Annotated in this window: 23 protein-coding genes; 9 read left to right on the plus strand and 14 right to left on the minus strand. The window is 38.8% G+C overall.

The genetic code is table 11. The features are described from left to right. Positions 1-19: 19 nt before the first annotated feature. The 10 genes from KME09_12290 to KME09_12335 form a co-directional block, all read right to left on the minus strand. Positions 20-4033: a hypothetical protein gene (locus KME09_12290; protein ID MBW4534704.1), complete on the minus strand. Its 4014-nt coding sequence runs from the start codon at positions 4031-4033 to the stop codon at positions 20-22. A gap of 163 nt (positions 4034-4196) precedes the next feature. Then, complete coding sequence (locus KME09_12295; GenBank protein ID MBW4534705.1) at positions 4197-4832, minus strand: hypothetical protein; 636 nt, start codon at positions 4830-4832, stop codon at positions 4197-4199. Positions 4833-5348: 516 nt separating this feature from the next. Further along, positions 5349-6332, minus strand: coding sequence for a DnaJ domain-containing protein (locus KME09_12300; protein MBW4534706.1), 984 nt, complete (start codon positions 6330-6332; stop codon positions 5349-5351). 390 nt (positions 6333-6722) lie between these two features. Beyond that, entirely contained in the window at positions 6723-7490 is a 768-nt protein-coding gene (locus KME09_12305) for a ChaB family protein (protein ID MBW4534707.1), read from the minus strand. Between the two features lie 103 nt (positions 7491-7593). Then, positions 7594-8133: a DNA starvation/stationary phase protection protein gene (locus tag KME09_12310; protein MBW4534708.1), complete on the minus strand. Its 540-nt coding sequence runs from the start codon at positions 8131-8133 to the stop codon at positions 7594-7596. Positions 8134-8503: 370 nt separating this feature from the next. Further along, a complete protein-coding gene (locus KME09_12315; protein MBW4534709.1) occupies positions 8504-8725 on the minus strand; it encodes a DUF2945 domain-containing protein in 222 nt (73 codons plus the stop codon). Further along, entirely contained in the window at positions 8706-9221 is a 516-nt protein-coding gene (locus KME09_12320) for a DUF4385 domain-containing protein (protein ID MBW4534710.1), read from the minus strand. Before KME09_12320 ends, KME09_12315 begins: the two co-directional genes overlap by 20 nt. Before the next feature lie 78 nt (positions 9222-9299). After that, complete coding sequence (locus KME09_12325; GenBank protein MBW4534711.1) at positions 9300-9908, minus strand: hypothetical protein; 609 nt, start codon at positions 9906-9908, stop codon at positions 9300-9302. Positions 9909-10068: 160 nt separating this feature from the next. Further along, complete coding sequence (locus tag KME09_12330; GenBank protein MBW4534712.1) at positions 10069-10281, minus strand: hypothetical protein; 213 nt, start codon at positions 10279-10281, stop codon at positions 10069-10071. A 71-nt stretch (positions 10282-10352) separates the two neighbouring features. Beyond that, positions 10353-10907, minus strand: a complete 555-nt coding sequence (locus KME09_12335) for a pentapeptide repeat-containing protein (protein ID MBW4534713.1) — start codon at positions 10905-10907, stop codon at positions 10353-10355. A 259-nt stretch (positions 10908-11166) separates the two neighbouring features. Between KME09_12335 and KME09_12340 the strand changes: the two genes are divergently transcribed. The 4 genes from KME09_12340 (at position 11167) to KME09_12355 (ending at position 16708) form a co-directional block, all read left to right on the plus strand. Further along, entirely contained in the window at positions 11167-12996 is a 1830-nt protein-coding gene (locus KME09_12340; protein MBW4534714.1) for a GAF domain-containing protein, read from the plus strand. 66 nt (positions 12997-13062) lie between these two features. After that, a complete protein-coding gene (locus KME09_12345) occupies positions 13063-13344 on the plus strand; it encodes a GIY-YIG nuclease family protein (GenBank protein MBW4534715.1) in 282 nt (93 codons plus the stop codon). Positions 13345-13461: 117 nt separating this feature from the next. Next, complete coding sequence (locus tag KME09_12350) at positions 13462-14934, plus strand: GIY-YIG nuclease family protein (protein MBW4534716.1); 1473 nt, start codon at positions 13462-13464, stop codon at positions 14932-14934. 157 nt (positions 14935-15091) lie between these two features. Then, complete coding sequence (locus tag KME09_12355; protein MBW4534717.1) at positions 15092-16708, plus strand: B12-binding domain-containing radical SAM protein; 1617 nt, start codon at positions 15092-15094, stop codon at positions 16706-16708. A 10-nt stretch (positions 16709-16718) separates the two neighbouring features. On the opposite strand, the gene KME09_12360 is transcribed toward KME09_12355, so the two are convergent. Then, a complete protein-coding gene (locus KME09_12360; GenBank protein MBW4534718.1) occupies positions 16719-17519 on the minus strand; it encodes a hypothetical protein in 801 nt (266 codons plus the stop codon). A 404-nt stretch (positions 17520-17923) separates the two neighbouring features. Here KME09_12360 and KME09_12365 point away from each other — a divergent pair, with 404 nt between their 5' ends. Together KME09_12365 and KME09_12370 are read left to right on the plus strand one after the other, a co-directional pair. Further along, complete coding sequence (locus KME09_12365; protein MBW4534719.1) at positions 17924-18112, plus strand: CPXCG motif-containing cysteine-rich protein; 189 nt, start codon at positions 17924-17926, stop codon at positions 18110-18112. A gap of 47 nt (positions 18113-18159) precedes the next feature. Beyond that, a complete protein-coding gene (locus KME09_12370; protein MBW4534720.1) occupies positions 18160-18990 on the plus strand; it encodes an EI24 domain-containing protein in 831 nt (276 codons plus the stop codon). Between the two features lie 136 nt (positions 18991-19126). On the opposite strand, the gene KME09_12375 is transcribed toward KME09_12370, so the two are convergent. Then, positions 19127-19252, minus strand: a complete 126-nt coding sequence (locus KME09_12375; GenBank protein MBW4534721.1) for a photosystem I reaction center subunit VIII — start codon at positions 19250-19252, stop codon at positions 19127-19129. Positions 19253-19476: 224 nt separating this feature from the next. Between KME09_12375 and KME09_12380 the strand changes: the two genes are divergently transcribed. Together KME09_12380 and KME09_12385 are read left to right on the plus strand one after the other, a co-directional pair. Further along, the gene (locus KME09_12380; GenBank protein MBW4534722.1) at positions 19477-19959 is read left to right on the plus strand and encodes a photosystem I reaction center subunit XI; all 483 of its coding nucleotides are present in this window, start codon (positions 19477-19479) and stop codon (positions 19957-19959) included. Positions 19960-20241: 282 nt separating this feature from the next. Then, the gene (locus tag KME09_12385; protein MBW4534723.1) at positions 20242-20961 is read left to right on the plus strand and encodes a TPM domain-containing protein; all 720 of its coding nucleotides are present in this window, start codon (positions 20242-20244) and stop codon (positions 20959-20961) included. Here KME09_12385 and KME09_12390 read toward each other — a convergent pair. Together KME09_12390 and KME09_12395 are read right to left on the minus strand one after the other, a co-directional pair. Beyond that, the gene (locus KME09_12390; GenBank protein ID MBW4534724.1) at positions 20958-21350 is read right to left on the minus strand and encodes a DUF4346 domain-containing protein; all 393 of its coding nucleotides are present in this window, start codon (positions 21348-21350) and stop codon (positions 20958-20960) included. The two genes, KME09_12385 and KME09_12390, sit on opposite strands and share 4 nt — an antisense overlap. Positions 21351-21439: 89 nt before the next feature. Next, a complete protein-coding gene (locus KME09_12395; protein ID MBW4534725.1) occupies positions 21440-22312 on the minus strand; it encodes an SDR family oxidoreductase in 873 nt (290 codons plus the stop codon). 193 nt (positions 22313-22505) lie between these two features. On the opposite strand from KME09_12395, the gene KME09_12400 reads away from it, so the two are divergent. Next, positions 22506-22892 carry a rhodanese-like domain-containing protein gene (locus KME09_12400; GenBank protein ID MBW4534726.1) on the plus strand — a complete coding sequence of 129 codons (387 nt, stop codon included), beginning with the start codon at positions 22506-22508 and terminating at the stop codon, positions 22890-22892. Positions 22893-22915: the final 23 nt, after the last annotated feature.

Genomic DNA, 22915 nt, shown 5'->3' on the forward strand with positions numbered 1-22915 from the left:
GACCAGTTGTAGGCATTTTTTATTGCCAACTTTGTAATTGCTCGCGATAACTTCTAAGTTGATGAGATAGACGATCGCGCTTAGTTTCAAATCCAGCAGCGATCGCAATTGAACTAATTCCTGTTAGTAAGCCGACTACCCATTTGAGAAAAGAGTAGGTGAAGATTAAAATAATTAGTTGATATAAGACGGTTAAAACCAGAGTAATTGTGCCAGTAAACAAAAAGGCTCTAATTCTTAAACCTAAACCGCTTAAAATCAAGCCAAAGGCGATCGCTCCAGTGATAATTCCTGGTTGCTCAAACAAGGCAGAGATGCAGAAGATACTGCTTCCCAAGAGACGCAAGTAGTGACGTAGTTGGCGATGGTGTTGTAGATCTCGATCGAATTGAGCCAGATATAAAATTGAAAAGCTAATCATTCCCGCCACGAGAATTAACTGGGTGTCATGTTGGACTATTAGTCGAATGGCAAACCAGTTGAGTAATCCCAGGCTGATATAACTCCAGCGAATATTCTTTTGAGCGTAAGCAATCCGCAGATAAAATAGAGCCGTAATTACTAAACTAAGATTAGAAATATTTTCGGCTGTAATTAGCGCCATCAAAGCAGGAATAATTAAGGCGGTGCGTTGCCAGGGAGTCGCTCGCCAACCAAAGTTTGACCAGGGTATTTGATAGATTAATAATGCCACAGCACAGGTAAAAACAAGCCGCCAAGGATCAAAAAGACTCAATTGGCTGATAATTAGGCGACTATAAACTAAGGTGGCCCAAATTTCGACTAAGCCGACATATACCCACCAGTCAGAGATTACTCCGCCGTAAAACGACGGAGCCTGCTCTGACCGTTGGTCACTATTTTGTTGTGCAGCAGGATCGGCATCTCTACCCTGAATTACAGCATAAGCACCGAGACAAAAACCAGTAGCGATACTCACAGCAATCAAACGAGGAGCATTGGTTTCAATTGCGATTCCCGCAGCGATAATTTTTAAAATACTGCTCATTGCCCAATGGAGATGAGCGATCGCCACTACTTGAGCTAAGCTGAGATTAAATAGAGTGGTTAACCCGCGTTGTCGATACCACCAAGCCAACAAACGGTAGCTAAAAGCGATCGCTGCTGCCACTAAGCTGAGAATCGTTAAACTATCCGCAGCCGAGCTAAACTGGATTTGAGCAATAACTAATTCATAAATACCGCCAGAGATACCTGCAAAGCCAAGATATTTAACTAGCCGATTAATTTGAACATTACTTGGTTGGGTATTAATGAGGATCGAAGCAACACCCAGGGTTAATAATCCCGTATAGGCGTTAAAGGATGATAGTCGCCAGAAAATGCCCCAGGCTACATATACCAATGGGATATAGGATAAATTTAACTTTGCCCAGGGTGTATTAGATCGATCTAATAAGACGACAATCACCAAGGCGATTAAGCCGAGAACAATATTGCTAGTAGCCAAAACTAAACTACTGCTGACAAACAGCCTAACTAATCCCCCAGCGACAATTGCCCACAGCCACGTGATGGTATATAAAACTAGGTTGTTAGGTGATTGACGATAGCGCCATAAAATAGCACCCGTGAGTAAAGCAGTATTGAAAAGATAATGTCCAAAATAGCGATCGATTTTTAGACTAGGCAGCAGGAAAGATAAAGCGCTGATAATGATTAATTCGATCGCAATTAAAACAATCGCCCAATAGTCTGCTGCTTGAAGATATTTACTAACCAGTTTAAAGTTTTGAGTTTCCCTACCTACTCCTAAAATACCAAAGGCGGTGCGCTGGGAAATATAGCCAAATTTAGGTGTATCACTAGATTTTAACAGCCATAAGCGGAGCTGATATAGCAAGAGAATAATTATGCTCTCAACAGATAACCATTGTCGATAATCGTTCAAACTATTACCAATAACCAGCTCAAATAAACTGGCAACCAGAGCGATCGCCAAACCTAAATGAATTACCATTACCCTCAGACGACGCAGGTTAAAGGCATTGACAAACATCAATCCTGTGGCGATGAATAAGCCGATCGATCTAGCTGCCAAATGCTCGAATAGCAATATTTGAACCAGGATCAGGGCAATACAGCTAATTGTGCTAGCCAAACGGCGTTGCTTCAGATTGGGAGTATATTTGGCGATTAAAGATAACATTCCTGGTACAGCGAGCCAAATTAACCCCCAAACAGCGGAATTAGCCGATAGAAAAGAGGTATAGCTAATAGCACTTAAAAACAAACCAAAATACCAGCAGCTTTGCTTAGTTAGCGTCAAAATTTGACTACGCTGTTGTCTGATCTGAGTCAGATAAAAACCCCACTCAATCAGCGTCAAAATAAGCAAAATAATGCTCCAGTCAGTTCGATCTAAGTTAGGGAACACAACGGCGATCGCATTAACTAGGGTAATCAATCCTAACAGGTGAGTACAATAAACAAGACTGCTTCTCATTGGCTGACGAATTCGGGCAACATAGCCCAAAGTAAGAGTTGATAACAGTAAATTTAGCGATCGCCAAGTAGGATTAGCTAAACTCAGACAGGTTAAACCAACACCCAGAATTAGAGTTAAATATTCGCTATATAGCGCTAACTGAGTTTTCTGCTGCTTATATAGCCAATCAGCAATCAGCACGAACAAGATTACATAAGGAAATAGCGTCAAACCAAAGACAGATTCAGGAAAATAATCAGTCTTACTCACCGCCACAGACAGATCTAAAGCTTGGTTGCGTAAACCGTCGGGAATTAATTCTTTGCAGACATAAAGAGTTTGTAAACCAATCAGAAAAAGTGCAGTTAAATCTAACTTGCGCCAATATAAAGTTAAACGTTGGCTAAATAGATTAATCGCCAGAACACTAATGCCTACGGTTTGCCAGAAATAGAGGGATGAATTTAATAACCCCGCATTAATTGAAACCAACCAGCTAGCGACAAAAAGCATGATGCAGAGAATTTTGCCAACTTTGCCCAAAAAAGCATTAGTAATTGCTACTGATTTACGTTTTAAGGCGATCGCTTTAGTTTTTCTCGCTTGATTTAAATAGATTACCGCAATTAACCAAGCAAAAATGGCGATCGCCAAACTGTAATTAGGTAGAGAAGCGGTAGCGCTAATTAAAATTCTGGCTAGCAATAATGACCATGCTGCCAACACAAACAGTAACCCAACGACGGGATATTTACGCCGTGGCAATAAAAATTGAGCGTGAATCCAGCAAATAATTCCGATTGCGCCATAAATAGCTAATAAAGGAAAATAAGGAATTCGCCAGCCAAACTGTAAATAGCTCAACAGCCAAAAGAGTAGTCTTAGCCACACCAGTCTTTGACTGCGTTTAAAAGAAAGATAGCTAGCAGCAGTCAAGCTAATGACAGCAACGGCGATAGTTGCCCATTCTAAGAAATTTCGCCCCAACCCTAAATGACTAATTGCCCAAAAGTTAATCGGAATTAATAAAATCGCGATCGCCGTTAAAGTTTGAGATGTCAATTTTACATCTTTCCCCGTCCAAAACCCAACGCCCCAAAACCCCAGCGTATAAACCAAAAGCACTAAATATTGTCCTAGGTTGGGGAAACTCTGCCATTGATTAGCAGCCAATACTCCCGAAGAAACTACCACTAGGAAAATGCCCAGAAATAATAGCCAACGAATACTTAATTCAGCTAAAAAACTCTGAAAAACCCTTTGCAAGACGTGAGGCGCAGTGGCTCGATCTAAAACCTGCCTTTGATTACCCAGATCGCTAATTTCTGCTGCAACAGGAATAGATTCAACAACTTCGCGAATCGGTAAAACACAACTTAAACGATTACGGGCAATCTTTTTAACCTGTTCTGGGCTAATTAAACCCAAGCGTAACCATTCCTCCAAACCCTGAAGTAATTCTGGCTGATTAGCATCGACGTATATTTCTATATAGCGATCGCGAAGCGAGTCCTTTAGGGTACCCGAAGGGTAATCGCGCTTAAATTCAGCGCTAGAATCCTGGTAATCGCCATTCTCAGACATAAGAAACGTGTCCTTAATTTACGCTTCATTTATATCTTATATTTATTGCCAATATTGGTAATTTACTTTGCCAGCAAAAATTAATGGAGGACAAAGAATTAGGCTAACCTCAATCTCGATCCTCCAAATATTACTTATTACTGTTTTTACGGTTAAACAAATGTTAAACGTAGTTTTGCGGTACTTGAGAATTTGACGCTCTGGTATCACGTACTGGTCTAGGTTTTTTTGCCCCTGCGGTGGCACCAATCAAAGATGCAACTAACCCCAAGAGTGAACCAGCAATAAAAGACCAAGCTGCTTTAGTCGATACATCAGCAACCTCTCTTAATTGACTGTTTGAGACATTGGGAACTTGATTTGGCACGGCTGGCCCTCCAGGCTGCTGCACCTGATTTAAGACCTCTCCTGCATTAGATGCTGCCACACCAAATGCTCCAGTTACTCCACTTGCCAATAGCCAGGCGCTGATCGCCAAAGTAGTTGCCCACAAGATTAACCCCTGAAGTAAAGCACTTTTGCGGTTCATCGGCGCAGAGCCAGCAGCAGCGACCCAACTACCAATAAACAATGCCAATAGCAGACTAACAATTGACCAAATACCGATACCGACGGCACCACCCGTTTCACCAACGGTCAAGCCAATCGCAGCACCCAAGGCGCTTAAAATTAGCTGAGTTGCGATCGCCACAAATATACCACCGATAATTGGCCCCCATCTAATTCGGTCTCGATCTTCAGCGATCGCAAATGTTTCAACTACTCTATTAGTATTTGTTCCTGGTTCTGTATAAGCCATAACGATATATCTCTTAATTTTGCTCGTGAATTATATTCCTATTAGGTTGTGAATTAATTAGACTTACTTTTTATTTGTAATATCCATTTATCTAAGCTAGTAAACCTTTAAAGATGAAAGATTTACTCAAGTAAGCTCAACAACCGAGTTCATAGATTTTGTCGCTAGAAAGTAAGTTTAAAAACTTAATTTAGGTGCTAGTAAAATTTGCTGTAGTGCGAATAATCTATGCTCCTTTTTTTTGATTAGGAATAATCACTATAATGTCTTATTCTGCTTAACTATTTCGTCGATCTTAAGGTAGATATTGCTCGAAGCGCAAAATGCTTGTAAAGCTCTTTTTATATAGCTTATACTCATTTTATTTGAAAACCATCCTTAAGACTGACGTAATAATTTAACCGCGATTTTGAGCAAGGCAAAAATAAATTTTACAGCGCATTTCAGTTACCTATTACTTATTACTTATTACCTATTACCCATTACCCATTACCCATTACCCATTACTTATTACCTTTAGAGCCTAATATGTTCGAGCTTCTGACGTGGGTTAAAGTTACTAGCCTGTTGAAGTTTTTGATAATATTCTTGTTCTACTTCACTTAAATCTTTAGGGGTAACTATCTTCAACGTCACCATTAAATCGGTACGCTGCATACTCGGTTTCCACCAGCCTTTACCCTTAAGCCTTAAAGATTGCCCTGAGTCTACACCAGCAGGAATTTTCATCGCTACCTTACCATCAGGAGTTGGTACAGTAATTTCTGCACCTAAGACTGCTTCTTCAGGAGTTATGGGTATTTCAGCAGCCAAATTTTCTCCTTGAAACTTAAACAAAGGATGAGGCAATAGTTCAATATTGAGATATAGATCTCCTCGTTGTCCCGAAACAGAGCTAGATGGGCCTTTCCCTTTAATCTTTAAACGACTTCCTGACTTAGCACCAGAGGGAATCCTCACCTTAACTGTCTCATTACCCAAGACAAACTGTTTCTCTGTACCATTAAAAGCTTCTGAAAAAGAAAGTTTAACTGAACCCTCACTATCGGGAGGAGGCATATTACTGTAGCCAGTACTAGCACCAGTTGAAGTTCGATAGCTTGTAGTGCCACGTCCTACACCGCGACCTAACATTTCGTTGATAAAATCTTCAAAACTGCCATATTGACCAAAATCAAAATCGCCAAAATCTACGTTTACTCCAGGATTGGCAGATCTTGCGTAAGTACCTGTTGAATTGCCTGTTGAAGTGCCTGGCTGACCCATGTTTGACCAATATTGACCGTATTGATCGTACTTGCGACGCTTATCAGGGTCTGACAAAACCTCTTGTGCTTCGTTAACTTCCTTGAAACGAGCTTCCGCCTGTTTGTCTCCCGAATTGAGGTCAGGGTGATATTTGCGGGCTAATTTACGATAGGCTTGCTTTATCTCATCAGAACTAGCATTTTTGCCGATCCCTAGTACTTGGTAATAATCTTTAAAGTCGTTGACAGCCATAGGCTTTAATTGATCTTTATTCAACTAAGAATTTATTTTCTTAACCCAGAATAACTACAAATTCTTTTTTTCTGCACTTTTATATTCTAACTGCGGTCGGCAAAATCGCGATCGCAATTATGTTGATTTAATTACCTAAATTTGGCTAGTTAACTTAAAACATTCTGACTCGAACTTGGTCAAAAATCAAATTTTACAATTTTTACAATTTACAATTAAGGCGATTGCAGTGACGCTTAGATATATTTTCCCGAGAAAACGTCCTTAACAACAAATTGCCAAGAGCATATTTGGTTAATAATACTCTTGACTCTTTAGTTTTTATTTTCGACTTAAAAACTAGCTAATTGCGCGGAAATTAATTGGAATGATTTTCGCGATGCTTGAATTTTAGACGCTTACTTTTTCTTTAGACCATACACCATTTTCGTCTTCGTCATATTTATCTTTAATGGCTGCCCAAGCTTGATGTTCGGCACTGGTTTCGTCGTTGGTTTCATCCAAAGCTGCATTGTAGCTAGCAATAAAGTCTTGCTGTGCTGCTTCTGATAAGTGAGAACGAATTTCAGGAGATAGATCTGTTACATCGTTACATTTACCGAGACAAGGACGGGGTAGGATTGAATCATTAACATGGATCTCTTCACCGCCAGCACTTTCAATCAATAGCTGATATTCACCAGATTTATCAGTAGGAACTTCTGCCATGAGCAAAAATTCTCCAGCTTTAACACGAGTTTCATAAACCGCAGCCTTCTCTTTAGGCATCCCTAGAGTAGCTAAAGCCGAAGCTAATCCCGCACCAGCACTACCAGCGATCGCCCCACTAGCTGCTCCTAATAGGACTGCGGTAATAGGCCCAGCTGCTACTACAGAACCAATAAAGGGAATAAATAGCACTCCTATACCAGTAAAGAGACTAAGTAGAGAACCAAACAAAGAGCCAAAAACCGCCCCTGTACGTAAACCACCCAGGATTACATCTTTTTTGGAAATAAAACCCGCAATCCGAGTTTGAGATTGAAAATTCTGACCCATTACGGAAATATGGTCTTGAGGTACACCGCGATCGATAAGACGACGAACCACATTATCAATCTGTTCTTCTTCTTTTAAAACAGCGGTGATTGTCCGTTCTGCTTGATATGTTTCTGTCATGTTGCTAAATTTTTTTTGACTATTTTTATGGTTAGAATCGAAAAGCAAGAAGTAAGAATGAGCCTAATTCAAAAGATTTAAGACTTATTCCCACTCCTAACTCTTAAGCATTAACTGCTGGTTGAGTTTCTGCTCCAGGACGCTCACCTCTTCCGTGTAAATTTTCACCTTCAAGGAAAGAACGTAGCATCCAAGCCATTTCTTCGTGCTGTTCCATTAATCCTGTTAAAAAGTCAGCAGTACCTTCGTCGTGAAACTCATCAGAACATTGATCGATGTTTTCTCTTAAATTACGAATTATTTGCTCGTGATCTTGTACCAAGCGATCTACCATTTGGTTAGCGTCAGGAAGATCATTAGAATGCTCTTGAATACTGCTGTATTGAATAAATCCTGCTGCTGTTCCTAATGGATAACCACCTAAAGCGCGAACTCTCTCAGCTAAAGCATCAATATTTTCGGTTAGAGCAGTGTATTGTTCTTCCCACAATTGATGTAGAGTCCGAAACTGAGGCCCAATTACGTCCCAATGGTATTTTTTAGTTTTGATTAGAACTAGATAAAGATCGGCAAGATCGCGATTTAGTAACTCGATTACACCATGACGTTGTTCTTCAGTTAATCCAATATTTAGCTTAGGCATAGAATTTAGGTTGTATAACTACACCTTTATTAGACCAAGCAGTGAAGCGCTCGCACATCTATTGGAGGTCATAACTTCGGCTCTACAGTTCTTTCCTAAGATCTATATCTTCGGAACGAGAGTAATGAACTAAATCAAAGCTTGCTGCTGGATACTCTGCTACTACTCTGTCAAATATTAATTGATGGGTTGAGATTAGGTAGTCCTAAAGGATAAGCTTCGCAAATGGTATACCGCTTCGCATATGGGTAGTAGGTAGTAGGTAAAAAACTCATTACTCATTACTCATTACTCATTACTCATTACCCATTACTCATTACTCATTACTCCAAGCTTGCTCACTTATCATTAATTAATTAACAAAGCACTACTACTCCTCATTCAATTCGCTTTCAAGCTTAAGTACTTCTGTTCCATCTTCTTGCTCAATTAAATAGGCAGGATTATTTTGAGTACCGTTGCGCTTTACTTCGCTACCCTTAATTTTTTTACTAATCTCTTGGTGATGAATTTCTTTTACTTTGCCTGATGCTGTTCCTTTTCCCCACTGCCAAGATACAGGAGAACCTGTTCTAATTTGCTTTTTTGCCATTACTATCTTGATATTTTGCTTGATGTAGCTGTAAAAGCTGTTGATATTTAGGATTGGCTTTAGCTTCGTGCCATTTATGCTTAAATATTTCCGCTGATTTTGCCTTTACGGGATCTTGCTCCAAAGGTAAAATTTCTTTACGGGCTGCCTTTTCGGCTGCTGGCGACTCTTGCTGTTGGGGATTAAGCCGATATTTTTTGCCACTTTTATGATTAGCATATCTGCGCGATCGCGTGTACCCCATTTGTAAAAACTTCCGTGCCATGTCTGCACCCACAAAATCATCCTGTTCTAGATATGCCAAAAACAGTTGATAGATTTTCTCGCTAGATTCCAGGGCAATTTCAGGAGTTTTAAATCTCCAATAAGGTAAGATTTCCGCTTTGTAAGGCTGGACTAACAGTACTCCCTGTTCTCCCTTACCTACTCGATAAAGATCTGGGCGATCGCGAAGGTTTAGATGTTCATAATCTAACGAATAATCAAATTTACTCATAGTCGATCAATCAAAAGCGCAATAACCTATAGGTTATGCTCGCGATCGTTTATCCTTTAGGGCAAACTTTTATTTAACTCAAGAGTCTTCAAAATTGCCTTTAATTTCTTGAGCAGCCTTCTTAGTCACTTTATTAGCATCGTTTAGAGTGTCTTGTATTGGGGAAGTAGCTTCATCAAACACGTCTTTTGCGCCACCTGGAACTTTACTAAGATTGCGCTGTAGATTATCAGATTTGTCTTGAACGTAATCAACCGCATTTTCTGTATTATTTTTGAGGTTACGAGGAGTTTCTCTTTGTGCCTTATTAATTGTAGTTTTCGCGCGATCGCCAACGTTGTCTACATAGTCGCCCAAATTATCTGCTTTACGGCGTTTAGCACTATCAACCAGAGTTTTAGCTTTGGCGGCAGCTCCCGCATCATAATCATATCTTTGATCGTCGTTGTAGCCATTCATGCCACCTTGGTATTCTTGGTTGGCATCATACTTGTTATAAGTATCATTGGTATCAGACATACCGCTTTTGGACATAGAACTTTTGGTTGTGGGTTGAACCTCTCTTTCTGCTTGCGCTACATTATCATTACTACAGGCAGTACTAATTAGTAGTAAACAACCTGCCATAAAAACTGTTAATACTTGCTTAATTTTAATGGATTTAATGAATTGAGTTATCTTTCTCATTACTTTCTCCTGAAAATTTATCTATTATCTATTTTGTCTATCAAAACAATAAATAAATAAATACAATCTCACTTCTATCAAAAGTAAAGTTTTTATCTCTATAAATAGATATAGATTGCTGGAGATCTTGGTTTTTGAGTAGATATCGCTCAATCGACAGTTACGAACCAAAAACTTCTCCCTCTATACCTTTCCACCACTCTCCCAGTTTCAATAAGTCGGCTTGAATATCTGCCAACTCTGTCATGTATTCTTGGGGTGGCATTTGATCTTTGCGCTCTTGTAATTTACTTAACCTTAGCTGTACCAGTAACCAAGGTTTTGAGATCCCGTCGGTGGCTTCGATATATTGAGCTAATTCTTTACTGTCCATTAAATGATTACTGATTACTAATTACTACTACCTACTACCCTAATTTAACTTTGTACGGCTATAACATCAGTCTAGTCATGAATCTGTCCATCAGGCATAATCGCACCAGTTAATATTGCTTGGTCTAGATTTACGCCTGTTAAATTTGCATTGATTAGGTTTGCTCCTTGAAGGAAGGTATTAGCCAAATTTGCATCTGTCAAATTTGCGCCTGTCAAATTTGCATCAATTAGGTTTGCCTGATTAAGATCGGCTGAGATGAGATTAGCTTGACTAAGGTTGGTTTCTCTTAAAAATGCTCGTTTTAAAATTGCTGCTTGTAAATTGGCATTTTGCAGTTGAGCTTTGCCACAGGATACTTTATATAGCAAGGCAGACTGTAAGGTCGCTGATTTGAGGTTAGCTCCTGTTAGAATAGCTTCACTTAAATTGCTCAGATTTAATAAAGCAAAATGAAAGTTGGCATTGGTTAAGTTTGCCCCCGTAAAGTCAACTTCCGTTAGGATTGCTTGATTGAAGACTATTTGACACAAATCAATATTCTTTAAGCTCACTCCCACAAGATCGATCCCTGAAAAATCTTTTATCCCAGCCTGATATTGTTTTACTAGCTCTGCTGCGTTCATACTTTGGATTAATCTTTGATCGCGATGTTTTATTCACTGCTTAACGTATCGTAATAAAACTAGCAGTTTTTCTGAGCATAAATATCGAGATTAATGATGAATTAAGATTCAAGCAAAGCAAAATTATTAATATCTAAAAAAAATCGTAAATATAGAACCAAAAAGATTTAAATAATATTAAGATTTGAGCATAGAGAACAATTTTGAACGGGAAAAGTTTTTGCCTGACTTTAATTTTAAGGAAGTAAGGTCTGCTAAATTGCAGCAAAATAATACTGAGCAAGGTTCAGTAAGTTCTTCTTTAGGAACAGAAACCGAAAATTTGTTAGCAGCGATCGCTTTAAGAATTCGGCAGTCTCTCGATTTAGAACTGATTCTCCAGCAAACAGTTGCGGAGGTGAGGCAGTTTCTTCAGACAGATCGGGTGGTAATTTACCGTTTTGAACCAGATTTTAGTGGTGTGATTGTCGTAGAATCCGTAACCGAGAATACTCAAAGCGTATTTGGTTATAAGCTGCACGATCCTTGTTTTACTGACAAACATCTTGAAAAATATAAGCAGGGTCGAATTCATGTAGTTGAAGATGTAGAACAGGCTCAGCTTGTTGCTTGCTATAGTGATGTCCTCAAAAAGTTTGGTGTCAAAGCAAATTTAGTCCTACCAATAGTTGCCAATGAGCAACTGTGGGGACTGTTGATTGCTCATCATTGTCATACTCCTCGTCGATGGCAAGCTTCAGAAGTTGAGTTATTAAGACAGTTAGCAATCCAGGTGGGAATTGCGGTGCAGCAAGCAGAATTATATGACCGAGTTCAAAGCTTGAATGTTTATTTAGAGCAGAAAGTAAATCAACGCACTGCCAAACTACAAAGGTCAATAAAGTTTGAAACCATGACTCACAAGGTGATGAAAAAAATGCGAGATAGCTTAGATGAGCTACAGATCTTGCAAACTGTCACCCAAGAAATAGGTCAAGTCTTAAACATAGATCGCTGCAAAATTGAACTTTACAATGGCGATCGCACTAAGGCAGAAGTAGCCTATGAATATACTAAGGAGTCACCTAACTGCCAAGGTAGAAGCAGAATAATTGCCGATTTTCCCGAACTCGATGCCCAACTTTTACAAAAACAATCCCTGCAATTTGTGGAATTTGTTCCAGAACTCAACCCTATTCAGACTCAGGCTACAAGACTAGTTTGTCCGATCTATGACGATCAAGGTGTTTTAGGTAATTTATGGCTATTGCGACCCAAAGAAGCCTATTTTGAAGTGGACGAAATTATGTTGGTCGAACAGGTTGCTAATCAATGTGCGATCGCTATTAGACAGGCAAGACTCTATCAACAGTCGCAAATACAGGTTCAAGAACTGGCTCGCTTAAACTTACTGAAAGATGATTTCCTCAAGACGATTTCCCATGAATTGCGAACTCCTATGAGTAGTATTCAGCTTGCTTCAGCAACTTTAGAAACTCTGCTAGAAAAAGAAATGGGTAGTAAGCGATCCGCAACTTTTTCTAAGGTGCTAGACATTTTTCGTTCTGCCTGCAATCGCCAGAATCAACTAGTAAACGATTTACTTACTCTTTGCTATATTGATGCCAAAAAAGAAATGATGACGATGCAGTGGATTGATTTATCGATTTGGCTACCACAAATTATTGAACCTTTTACAGAAAGAATTAAGCATCAACAACAGACGTTGAAAATTGATCTTCCTACAAACTTGCCTCAATTAAAATCGGATATCTCCACCATCAAGCGAGTTATAACAGAGTTACTCAACAACGCCTGTAAATATACTCCCGCAGGGGAAACTATCGGTATTACTGCTTTAGCCCAAGCTCATCGACTTGAGTTGAGTATCTACAACACAGGAGTTGAAATACCCTCAGATGAACAGCAGCGAGTCTTTGACAAATTTTATCGCATTCCTAACCGCGATCCTTGGCAGTACGGAGGAACAGGTATTGGACTAGCTTTGGTTAAAAATTTGATTGAGTTATTAGGTGGCAATATTTATTTAACTAGTCAACCAGAAAGAACCAGTTTTACTCTCGATCTTCCTCGTGAAATAGAATCGTGATTACTGATTACTGATTACTGATTACTAATTACTGGTTACTGATTAATTATGGGAGATAAAGAACTCATGTGGTCGATTTACATAATTCGCTGTGGCGATCGCTCTCTTTACACAGGCATCTCAAATAATGTGGCTAAACGCTTTGCAGTACATCAGTCTGGTAGTTCCCAAGCGGCTAAATATACGAGAAACCGTCATCCGTTATGCTTGGTTTTCAGCGCTGAAGTTGGCACAAAATCTGCTGCTAGTCGAATGGAATATTATGTTAAGCAACTACCGAAAAGAACTAAAGAAAGTTTGGTTGCAGGAACAATCTCATTGTCTGATTTGGGTTTCATCAAAACATAGAATTTAGCTATTTTAGTTAAATATTCAGGTTTATTTTTGACACGCAATTAAAAATGCTATTTTAATCAAAAAAATAATAAGATCGAAGACAATCTCAAAGATTCAAAAGGTACTAATTTGATTGCTGATCTAAATATTTTGGCACTTCCTAAAGTTGTTTTACAAGCCAAACAAATACTTCCTGAATATTCAGGAATATACTATGTTCTCGATGAAGCGAACAATGTTTGGTATATAGGAAAAGCCAAAAATCTTCGTAAACGCTGGCAAGGTAAAGCGCACCATCGTATTTATCAATTAGAAGCGCAAAAAAAGAAGCATTTTACAATTTACTACGAACAAGTAAGTAAAACTCAACTAGACAATATAGAAAAACAACGCATTGAGAAATATCATCCACATTTAAATGCTAGTCCAGTTAAAACTAAAAACGTTCGCCCAACAGAAACACTTTTAAGAGAAACTATTGTGGCGATCGCTGATTTTGCTTTTATTTTGGGCGTAGAGCCTCCAAGAAAAGAAATTCAACCTCAAACTGGTATTGATTGGTTGTTTCAGAAAAAGCTATTGGAATTAAATATTATTCATATTGGTTTGGATTTTACCGCTCTTAATAAAAAATTTAACTCCGAAATGGAAGAGCGTGAAGGACTGATTAAAACATTATTTAATACTCGTAAAGCTTATGCTCAAAAATGGGAAAAGTTCCCGCGTTTTTATTCTTTCATGTATCGTCTTTTAGTCAATGGCTATATGATAGAAGTTAATTCTTTAAATTCATTTTTGCCTAAAGAATTTTCAAGTGATTTTGAATATACCCAAACTACTTTAGCTAGCGAATCAATAAAAGCTATAACTTCTGAATCGTTAACTAAAATCCAAAAGCAACTTGAGCAAGAAAAACAATACGTCGTACATTTAAAGAGATTAAATCCTTATAATTCAGACTTAATTAAATTATTTTTTAATGAACCTATTAATCGTGAAAATATCAGAAATGAACTAGCAAAAGTTAGTCAGGGCTACAAACTAGGCAAGCGCGGAATAGGTAGCCGTAGTCAAATAGTTGATATTGATAGCTTACTTGTCAGTCGAGGAATTAATATTAGTAAATATACTAGAGAAGTACAGTCTCTATCTCAAGATCGAATAGGAGTTTATGTTCAATATTTTAGCGTCGATCTTAGAACGTCTCCTTACTATACAACAATTGCTCAAGGAATTATTAATAACCGAGAAGTTAAGCAATCATCCAATAGATTTGAAATTGTTTATTGCTTAACTGGTGTTGATAAAAAAGCATGGCTATTATTTGAGGAATATTTTAAAGACTTTGCTAAACCTGCTACCAAATTAAATAATGGCGAAGGTTATGTAAAAAAGTTTCATATTTCTGCTAGAAAATATATTGTTCCTGCTAAAGTCAATATTAAACTTGAGAACATCGGATATAGTGCCTGGATACCTTTTGGACTTAGTGAAGAATTTCCTACATTTGAAACAGCTAAACAAGAGATACGTAGGAGGTTACAGACTTCTAATTTACCAGGACTAAAAATAACATTTAAACGTGAGACTATTGCCAAATAGCAAAAATAACACAGTCAAGATCTAATCTAAAATTTTACCTATCTCATGATCGATTTGGTTATACTAATTCTTTATAACAATGCACTAAATTAAATTTAACCCCTTTGCGTCTTTGCGTCTTTGCGCGAGATTTAAACTAATTTTAACTAAATCATCTGTGAGTGTATTTCAACAAGAGCGTCTCCTGTTTACCCCGTCAACCAAAGAACATAACGCTATTCCCGCTATCTTTGCTTTTCCCAATGAATACACTATCGGCATTACCAGCTTAGGTTTTCAGATTGTTTGGGCAACTTTGGCAATGCGTTCTGATGTTGATGTTCGTCGTTTGTTTACCGATCTCCATGAACCTTTACCCAGAAATCCCGAACTGTTGGGTTTTTCTGTATCTTGGGAACTAGACTATATTAATATTTTTAATCTACTAGAGTCTTTAGATATTCCTCTCCACAGTATTGAACGTGAAGATCATCATCCTTTAGTATTTGGTGGCGGGACAGTATTAACCGCTAACCCTGAACCTCTAGCCGATTTTTTTGACGTAATTTTATTGGGGGATGGGGAAGATTTACTCGATCGCTTTATTGATGCCTATCAGCAGGTGCGTCACGCAAATCGTCAAACTAAACTGCGTCATTTAGCTCAAGTTCCAGGGATATATATTCCTAGCTTATACGAGGTAACCTATTATAGTCCTGATGGTGAGATTAAGGCGATCGCACCTATCGATTCTGAGATCCCTGAGTCGGTACAAAAGCAAACCTATCGGGGTAATACTCTTTCGGCTTCTACGGTGGTGACAGAAAAAGCAGCCTGGGAGAATATTTACATGGTGGAGGTGGTACGTAGTTGTCCTGAAATGTGTCGTTTTTGTTTGGCTAGCTACCTTACTTTACCTTTTCGGACTGCGCCTTTAGAAACTTCTTTAATTCCTGCCATTGAAAAAGGGCTAAAGGTAACAAACCGTTTGGGTTTACTTGGCGCATCTGTTACTCAACACCCTGAATTTACAGCGATCTTGGATTATTTATCCCAACCAAAATATCAAGATGTACGCTTGAGTATTGCTTCTGTGCGCACTAATACTGTTACTAAAAAGCTCGCTTCTACACTAGCTAGCCGTGATACTCGCTCGATCACCATTGCCGTTGAAAGTGGTTCAGAAAAGGTTAGGCAGATAGTTAATAAGAAACTAACTAGTGATGAGATTATCCAGGCTGCAATTAACGCCAAAGCAGGAGGTTTAAAAGCCCTGAAACTCTATGGCATGGTGGGTATCCCTGGAGAAGAAATGAGCGATGTTGAAGAGACGGTAGCCATGATGTCGGCAATTAAACAGGCTGTGCCTGGATTACGCTTAACTCTGGGTTGCAGTACTTTTGTGCCAAAATCTCACACTCCCTTCCAATGGTTTGGAGTTAATCCCGATGCTAAGAAGCGCTTAAAGTATTTAGAAAAAAATCTGCGTCAACAAGGCATTGATTTTCGTCCTGAAAGCTATAACTGGTCAGTAATTCAGGCTCTAATTTCTCGTGGCGATCGCCGTTTGGGTAAATTACTTCAGCTAACGAGAGAATTTGGTGACTCCGCAGGTAGCTATAAACGAGCTTTTAAGCAGCTTAAGGGACAAATACCACCCCTAGATTACTACGTTCACGATCGCTGGTCAGCAGTAGAAACTATTCTGCCTTGGCAACACTTAAAAGGGGCATTACCCCAAACAACTTTGATCAAGCATCTAAATGAGGCTATGGCAATTAAAGACGCAAAATGAGCGAAAAGTCCTAATCAACTGGAAAACTTCCTGGAATCCTTTTATACCAAGCACCTAATGGGCCAGTTGTCGCAGGTAGTTCCCCAACTTCTCCCCAAGCACCAGCATAATCTCGCCAACTCTGTTGAGCTAAAATTTCAATATTTTGTGATGTGTCCCAAGCATATCCACCCCTTTTGGCTCGATCTGTACCAAATTTACCATATGAACCTTCTTGGGGATACAAAGCATGAGTTCCTAAAGCAGCATATACCCGTACCTGTTTTCCGTCCATTTCTAGTCGATCTAGCTTGTAATAAGTTCTTTTTCCGTGGGCAGCAAGAATAGCACCAACCAATTTACCGTCTTTAGTTACTGCTGTATAATCTTCCCAATCACCTTGATGACTGAGATCAATTCCTACCAAAGAAGGGTTATAGCCATAGAAAAACCAATATTGATGGAAAACATAACCATTATCTGCATTTAGCTCAAATAAATAACAGGGAATGTTGCCAGTAGGATTAATATTTCCTTCAGGCTTACCGTCAGGTTGCAGAAATACATTGCCGATCTTGCCTCTATTTCGATCTTTTGGTCGTCGATTTGTTTGATCTGGATTAAGACCAAACTTATTCAGAACTTTGAGAGGTACATTATAGTATTCTGAAGCTTTTATATCTGTTTCAACCCAATCATTTAAAACCTTATTGTAGCCATAATCTTTTCCTAGTTCTACATGATAACGAAAACGAGAACCCGAGATAAAGTCTAAAGGATTCATGGGAAAGTATTGTTCTTGAGGATGGAGTAATACTTTGGGAGCAAACATTAATTATCCTCACTAATAAAATAACTAAAATAACTATTAACTATGACTGGTTTGTCTCGATCAATCTGGCAAAAATGTCGCGATTAACAGCTAAATTATTTTCCTTAAAATAAGAGCTATGGGCGCAACCTAAACTGTAACCCAATAATCCGCGATCGCATTCTGTTGGTTCTAAGGCTAAAAATTCTTCAGTAATTTCAAATTTGCCCTGCTGCGTAACGTTAGTGATTTATCTGTTTCGCTATTTTTGGCAATTGGTATGAGATCTTATTATTATATGTAGTTAGTTGTTAATATTTAATATTCCAATATCTGCCCAGAGCTACAGAAATAGATAATAGTCCAACCATGAGTGTACAATTTAATTTTTAGATTAATGTTTTTGCAAGACTACGTAATTAACTATGCAAACAACTGCCGAATATATGTGTGCTTTTTGTGGCGAATTTAACAGCACTTTTGTCGATCTTAGTGCTGGTATGCAGCAGTCTTATACTGAAGATTGTCAGGTTTGTTGTCGTCCTAATGTTCTGTATATTTATTGTGATGAGGATACTCTAGAAGTCGATATTCAAAGCGACTATCAAGAATAAAAATTAGCATAAAAATTTAATTAATCCTTATAATCGATCTAATTTAAATGTTAAAGATTCTGACAAAAATTTTGGGTGGGTTTGGAACACTGGATGGTGCGACTTATCCTTTTCGCGCCTTAATTACTTTTATCCAAAACCCTAGATTAATTAAATATATTGTTATTCCTATTTTAGTTAATATTGTAGTGGCGATCGCCCTTTATAGTGGCTTACTTTACTTTGGTTGGCAAATTGTCGATAGTATTCAAGCAGATGTAACTATCTGGTTAAATCAATTAATTGCTAGCTTGCCTCAATGGCTTAGTTTTCTTAGCTATACCGCTTCGGCTTTAATCGCGATTTTGCGTTTCGTCCTAGTAATTGTTCTCTTGATTGCCACGGGCTTTCTGTTGACACAGTTTGGAGTATTATTAGGCGCACCCTGGTATGGTCAACTATCAGAACAATTAGAAAAATATCGCACAGGAAAAGTAGAACTAATTGAACTAAATATAGTCAGCGATTTAACAAGAGCCGTATTATATGAGTTAAAAAAGCTAGTTTTAATTGCTTTAATTGGAATTCCTCTACTATTAATTAATTTTTTTCCAGGAGTAGGTACAGTTATTTCCAGTATTGGTTCAATAATTTTAACTACTACAATTGTTTGCCTTGATTTTATCGATTCTTGCTTAGAAAGAAGACGCTTAAAATTCCGTCAAAAACTTAAAACAGTATTCAAAACTTTACCAGCTAGTGGCAGTTTTGGCTTAGTATGTTTAGCGCTAATTAGTATTCCTTTTGTCAATTTAGTAACTATTCCTCTGTGCGTCGCTTCAGGAACATTATTTATTTGCGATCGCGCAGCTTGGGCTTTGCCCAATCGCCTTAAATAATTACTGATTACTAATATTGTGTATTTGTGGTATTACCAATTACTGAAAAAATACTCCGCCTGAGAAGACAGAGTATTAATTTATTATAAGTAAAGTGAAGTCACTTAATAGTATTACTGTGGTAAAACTTGTAAAACTATTTTGCTGGGCTTTCGTTTTCAATATAGATAAACAACAGAGCCATGGAAACTGCTGCGCCGACAAGACCTACTAGAGGAACCATTGCTACGGGCAACCAAGAAGCTGCATAATCGCCAATCATGTTTATTTTCCCTATTTGTTGAATCGAACGTTAACAACATGGATATTACTGTGAAGCTTAACCCGATTAGGTTTAGTTATAAAGATTCTTAACAAAAAGCGAACTTAAACCAAGTTAGAGTGATGCTATTTAAAGGATTCATTGAAGTCGAGGGGCGGTCGGGTTTCCCGACCATGCCCAATCGACTTGTTGAATCCAATAGATTTAAGGAGAAATCAAACTTTATGAACGAATATAATGCGATTCAGCCCGCAGGAGATCCTCAAATTGGTAATCTAGCGACACCGCTAAATTCTTCTGATTTTAGCTTATCTTTGATCCGTAACCTTCCTGCCTACCGTGAGGGTTTAGCACCTCTACGTCGCGGATTAGAAGTAGGTATGGCTCACGGCTACTTCCTATATGGGCCTTTTTTAGTTTTAGGCCCTTTAAGAAATACTGAACATGCAGATATAGCAGCGTTACTATCATCTTTTGGTCTAGTAACTATCTTAACTGTCTGTCTATCCTTGTACTCTAATGCTATGGGTGGTCAGCCAACAGAAACTATCACAACTGGCAAAATACCTACTGCTTTTGCTTCCAAAGAAGGTTGGAGTGATTTTACTACAGGTTTCTTCATCGGTGGCGGCGGTGGAGCATTTTTTGCTTACTTCCTGCTGTCTACAGTTTACTTGGGAGGCATTAAAGGCTTAATTGGTCTTTAAATTGCTTACAGCCGTTTTCATTTGAATAGACTACGTTCTCTTGAAGCAGTCGCTCATGAGGGAAACCCCCAAGACCGCGCTGCTTCGCTTTTAATGAGTTAGTTCGTAGCTTTTAGCTTTTAGCTTTTAGCTCTTAGCTTTATTGATCGCCTTAGAGCCTAGAGGTAACTCTGGGCTTTATTATTATTTATATGGGCATTCAGCAGTTATTTATGTTGAGGGCTAAGTATATTCTTTAAATATTCTTTAAAGTAAGTGATAAGTAGTTATTTGAGAACAACAATGAACTTTTTGTCTATTAAAGCGTTGAAAACGCAGACGAACCGATTAAAATCAGCTTTATTTACCCTATTATTAGTGGTAACAATATTCTGTGTTGCCACACCAGCGATCGCCACAGGATTATTCGATCTACCTAATTTTGATGCGGAATTGTGGGTGGTAGATACTGCCGATGCTATTAGTAGCGTTAATCAAAACAAGTTAAGCAAGACTTTTAAAGACTTGGCTAGTGAGACAGGTCAAGAAGTGAGAATGGTCGCAATTCGCCGTTTAGACTACGGTGAGACGGTGGATACTTTAGCAGAGGAAATATTTGACAATTGGTATCCAAATGCTGAAGTTAAGGCTAATCAAACGTTGTTAGTCTTAGATACTTTAACAAACAATGTAGCTATTCGCTCAGGAGATACCGCCCAGGGATTGATTGGCGCAGAAGTCGCTCAAAGTATTATTGATGATACCGTTGGCTACAATATTCGCAAGGGCAATAAATATAATCAGGCTTTTCTTGATGCAGGCGATCGCCTTGTCGCCATACTTTCGGGACAAGAAGATCCAGGGCCACCAATCATTGAAGATGAGATTCAAACTGAAGGTACTTTTACTAAAGCTGAAGATACCGACCAAGGAAGCGCCACAGTTTGGGTAATTGGTTTCTTGATTGTAGCTACTGTCGTGCCAATGGTCACCTACTACTGGTATGTAGGACTTGGTAATTAATCCTGAATATATTCAGTACCATTAACTAAAGCATACTCAGCCCTAGTAAATTCCCGACCTAAGTAGGCAGCATGGTCTAACATGGTAATCGGACAGGGTTGAGGCTTCTCGATTACCTCGACACACAATTCTTTAGCAGTTCTAGCGGTATAGAGTTTCTCTACAGTCCGCTCGACTTTTTTACCACCACAGGCAATTACTTCTCCTGTTTCTGGATCGGCTGCTAATCCCTGCTCGTTAATGATATTTGTATAATGTTTAGCACAAATTAGTCCTGCATCTCGGTCTAGATAGATAATATAGTAGCCGCCAGGGTCAAGAGCTATAGGGCGTTTAGAAAGCCGATCATCTATAGCTTGCAGGTGTTCAGGGTTTACAGTAGTGTGCATTAAAAATAGAACGCTTGTTGAATAGAGCAACTATTATAACAAAGCGTCCTAGAAGTAAAATCATCGATCTAAAAGCATTGCGATTCTGACTAAGCAGATAACTGTCCACCTGTTACGTCGTATAGTGCGCCAGTGACAAAACTACTGTCAGAAGACGCTAGAAAGACAAAAGCGGGGGCTAATTCTTCTGGTTGAGCTGCTCGCTTGATAATGCCATCGGTGTCGTATTGACCGACCTTTTCAATAGGCATAGTTGCGGGAATATTAGGTGTCCAGACGGGGCCAGGTACGACGGAATTGACGCGAATACCGCGATCGCCTAAATTTAAAGCCAAAGACTTAGTAAAGGTATGTACTGCACCTTTGGAAGTAGAGTAGTCCACCAGCATTCCCTTGCCCATTTTACCGACCACGCTACCAGTATTAATAATCACATCCCCTTCGCTTAAATGAGATATCGCTGCTTTGACCATGTAGAAATAACCAAAAACGTTAGTTTCCATCGTGCGTCGAAACTGTTCTAAGGAGATATCTTCAAACTTCTTCTGTACCATCTGGTATGCTGCGTTGTTCACCAGAATGTTTAGCTTGCCAAAGCGATCGACTACTTGTTTAATTGCAGCTTCACAACTTTCATAGTCGCGAACATCACCTTTAATCGTCAAGCAGTCTTTGTTGCCGATGTCCTTAACCATCTTTTTAGTATCTTCGGCATCAGTATCATTGGCGTGATATAAAATAGCTACTTCTGCTCCTTCCATGGCATAGGCGATCGCCACTGCTCGACCAATCCCAGAATCACCACCAGTGATTAACGCCACTTTGCCCGTCAATTTATTGGCAGGGTTATAGTTAGACAAATCACTATCAGGCTGGGGAATCACATCCCTTTGAGAAGCAGGATAATCTAATTTCTGTTCGGGAATTTCATCGGGAGTTGGGCGACGTTCTTCGGTCTGCATGATAGTCTCTTATGTTTAAATTAATTGCAACCTATAACAATTAAGACTAAAGAAAAAATTGCTTAAAGGAATGAACCAAAAGAAATATTTCTGACTTAGATTGCGGTTAATAGTTATTCCTTTAGAGGGATTAATTAGTAGCCAAAACTTGCCTTAATATAAAGATTAACGGTAGTTTAATTAGGTCAAATTTATGTCTGAAAACAAAGCAGAAAAAGTAATCTCAGATGTTAAGGAAACAATTACTAAACCAATTCCTACTCCTCCGCCAGCTACTCCTAAAGCCAGCGCTCAAGCATTAAAGGAACGTTTACAGTGGGGTGAACCTGGTTTAACCATTATCGATGCGCGCGATCGCGAATCTTACCTGGAAGAAAGAATTACAGGTGCAATGTTGATGGAAACTGTGGAAAACTTATCAAAAGACCGCGAGATCTACGTCTACAGCAGCAACGATCAAGAAGCTGAAACAGTAGCTAATAAAATACGCCAAGAAGGTTTTGAAAGTGTGTCACAACTTCAAGGCGGTTTAGCTGGTTGGAAAGCAATTCAAGGGCCAACAGAAGGAAGATCAGTATAAGCATTCAAGATCGAGTGGGTTGC

It is taken from the genome of Pleurocapsa minor HA4230-MV1 (assembly GCA_019359095.1).
GTDB classification, from domain to species: Bacteria; Cyanobacteriota; Cyanobacteriia; order Cyanobacteriales; family Xenococcaceae; genus Waterburya; species Waterburya minor.